Origin of the sequence: Mucilaginibacter sp. (genome assembly GCF_036383575.1) — a bacterium.
Classification (GTDB): Bacteria; Bacteroidota; Bacteroidia; order Sphingobacteriales; family Sphingobacteriaceae; genus Mucilaginibacter.
Map to the genome: position 1 here is coordinate 1 of NZ_DASVOB010000689.1, position 3,212 is coordinate 3,212.

Annotated in this window: 2 protein-coding genes; both read right to left on the reverse strand. The window is 46.5% G+C overall.

The window, feature by feature from the left end; genetic code table 11:
• Window positions 1-438: 438 nt before the first annotated feature.
• Window positions 439-630, reverse strand: a complete 192-nt coding sequence (locus VF500_RS24205) for a hypothetical protein (protein WP_121231031.1) — start codon at window positions 628-630, stop codon at window positions 439-441.
• Window positions 631-774: 144 nt separating this feature from the next.
• A complete protein-coding gene (glgB, locus tag VF500_RS24210; protein WP_330862135.1) occupies window positions 775-3,024 on the reverse strand; it encodes a 1,4-alpha-glucan branching protein GlgB in 2,250 nt (749 codons plus the stop codon).
• Between the last annotated feature and the right edge of the window lie 188 nt (window positions 3,025-3,212).

Sequence of the window (3,212 nt, forward strand, 5' to 3'; positions counted from 1 at the left end):
AAGCGGGCTCTTAAAGGCCCCAAGGGTTATACGGGGTGTGTAATTTGCCCTGTTTATTCCGCTAATATCTTACTTCTCATCGCAGAGCACGTCATCTCATTTTTTTTCAGGAGAATCCTGATGGTTACTCGCAATGACGGGTGAAGAGTTTGTTTGGTGGCTTGACCGGCTAACCGGCTCTGTATAGTTCGCGATTGCTTCGTGCCTCGCAATGACGGGTGGAGAGGGCATGCTTTCCCGAAACAAATTCGGGAAAGGTTGTGCCTCGCAATGACGGGTGGAGAGTTTGTTTGGTGGCTTGATCAGCTAACCGGCTCTGTAAGTAGGGGATTATTAATAGTTATAATTTGATTTTATAGGTATTAATGAGCTCCCTGGGGTCGGTTGTCTTCGTGCCTCGCAATGACGGGTGGAGAGGGCATATTATGAACCTCAACCTCACATCAGCTCATTATCTTTTTTAACATGATAGGCCTTGTACGACAGGTAAAACAAGGCCAGCGCAGGCAGTGCGCCCAATATCACCCCGACAGCATTGGGCTTAGGGTAAGTAGCTACAATTTGCACAATAAACAATATGGTTGCAACTATGCCACCTATAAGGTAAAGATATTTGAATTTGGGGTTCATACGCTATACACATTTAACAACGCCATCCTGAGCTTGTTTCAGGACCTCACAAATGGCTAATACCCGCTATTTTACTAAGCGCATATCTTGCATGTGGGGTCCCGAAACAAGTTCGGGATGACGTATTTATTTTATCGGACCAGCTTACCTTTTCAACTCATATTTAGCCGGCACATCGGGTACCAGTTTAAATACAACAGCGGCAAGCGGCGGTATGGTAATTTTGATAGACTGGCCTTTACCATGCCAGCTTACCGGATCGCTGTTTACCGGCTCATAGTTGATGATACCACTGCCCCAGTATTTATTGTTATCCGAGTTGAAGACCTCCTTCCATTTACCGGCAGCAGGTACGCCTATGCGGTAATCCCTGCGGATAACCGGGGTCATGTTCAGGATGATCATCAGGTCGTTTTTACTGTCATGCCCCATACGGCGGTATACCAGTATGGAGTCATTGGCATTGCCGCCATCAACCCATTCAAAGCCCTGGTGCGAAAACGCTTTCTCGTACAAAGCAGGTTCCTCACGGTATAAATGGTTCAGCGCTTTAACCGTTTCGCTGATGCCCTGGTGATTTGGATACTGCAGCACGTGCCACTGTAACGACTGGCCAAAATTCCATTCGTCGCCCTGCCCAAACTCGCCGCCCATAAACAGCAGTTTTGAGCCCGGATGCGTAAACATATAGCCATACATTAACCTCAGGTTGGCAAATTGCCTCCACTCATCGCCGGGCATTTTGCGCAGCATGCTGCCTTTGCCGTAAACCACCTCATCGTGCGAGAAAGGCAGCATAAAGTTTTCGGTAAAGGCATATATGGTACTGAAAGTTATCTCATTATGGTGGTATTTACGGTGAATGGGATCTTCATGAAAATAATCGATAGTATCATGCATCCAGCCCATCATCCATTTCATACCAAAGCCTAAACCACCCAAATAAACCGGGCGACTAACACCTGTAAACGAGGTTGATTCCTCGGCTATGGTTTGTGCCGATGGGAAGTGGCTGTAAACGGCTTCGTTAAATTCTTTCAGGAAGGATATGGCTTCGAGGTTTTCGTTACCACCGTACATATTAGCTTCCCATTCGCCATGCTTGCGCGAATAATCAAGGTATAGCATCGAAGCTACCGCATCCACACGTAAACCGTCGGCATGGTACCTATCGAGCCAGAACAGCGCGTTACTGATCAGGAATGCCCTAACCTCGTTACGGCCGTAGTTAAAAATATATGATTTCCAGTCGGGGTGGAAGCCTTTACGGGCATCGGCATGCTCGTAAAGATGCGTTCCGTCAAACCTGTATAATGCATGGATATCGCCCGGAAAATGCGAAGGCACCCAATCCAGTATCACACCAATACCGGCTTTATGAAACTCCTCGATCAGGTACATCAATTGTTGCGGCGTACCGTAGCGTGATGCCGCAGCAAAATAACCGCTTACCTGGTAACCCCAGCTGGGGTAATATGGATGCTCCATGATCGGCATAAACTCTACATGCGTAAAGCCCATTTCCTTTACATAAGGCACCATCTTTTCGGCCAGCTGTGTGTAGGTCAAAAACTCATCCGGGCTTTCGGGGTTGCGCGCCCATGAGCCCAAATGCACTTCGTAAACCGAGTACGGCCTGTCAAGCGCGTTATGCTCATGACGGTTCTGCATCCAGTCCTGATCTTTCCACTCGTAAAAAGTATCGGCAACTATTGAGGCGGTACGTGGAGGCAGCTCCCAGCGCAGTGCAAAAGGATCACTTTTCTCCAGGTCTTCGCCTGTTGATGATTTGATATAGTATTTATAGGTTTCGCCAACACCAACGTTAGGTATAAACCCTTCCCAAATACCCGACGAATCCCAGCGGGCATTTAAGCTGTGCGAACCACGGTTCCAGCCGTTGAAATTACCTATTACTGCAACATACTGGGCATTTGGTGCCCAAACAGCAAAATAAGCACCAACAACACCCTGGTATTCCACCACATGCGAACCCAGCTTTTCATACAGCTTATAATGCTTGCCCGATTTAAATAAACTGATATCAAAATCGGTAAGGCGGCTATATGGTTCAACAGCTTTAAGCCTGATTGGCTGAGCAGGGGCAGTTTCAGCAGGTTTTTCGGCTTTTTCCACCTTAGCTTTAGCCGGCGTAGCTTTTTTAACAGCAGCAGGCTTTTCGGCAGCTACCGGGGCAGCTTTAGCCGGTACAGCTTTCTTTTCGGCGGCAGGCTTTTCGGCAGCTACTGCTTTTGTTTTAGCTGCTTTTTTAGGTTCCGGGGTTCCTGTTTCAGGCGTTACTTTATCGGCTTTGACCTTAGTGACGGCTTTTTTTTCCTTTACAGGCTTTGCTTCCGGTAAGGGATTTTCGGTTTTAGTTGTTTTTTTGGCCATGATATAGATAACCTGTTAGGGTGTTATTAGATAACCCAAATCACAGGAATGAGTTTGGTTTATATGTAATCAAATATAACAGGATTAATATATTATGCAGGGTTTTGAAGATTTATTTTTGGGGAAGGGGTTGTCTGAACTCGAATTTATTGAATTAAGGGAATTTATTGAATTTACTAAGCATTCTG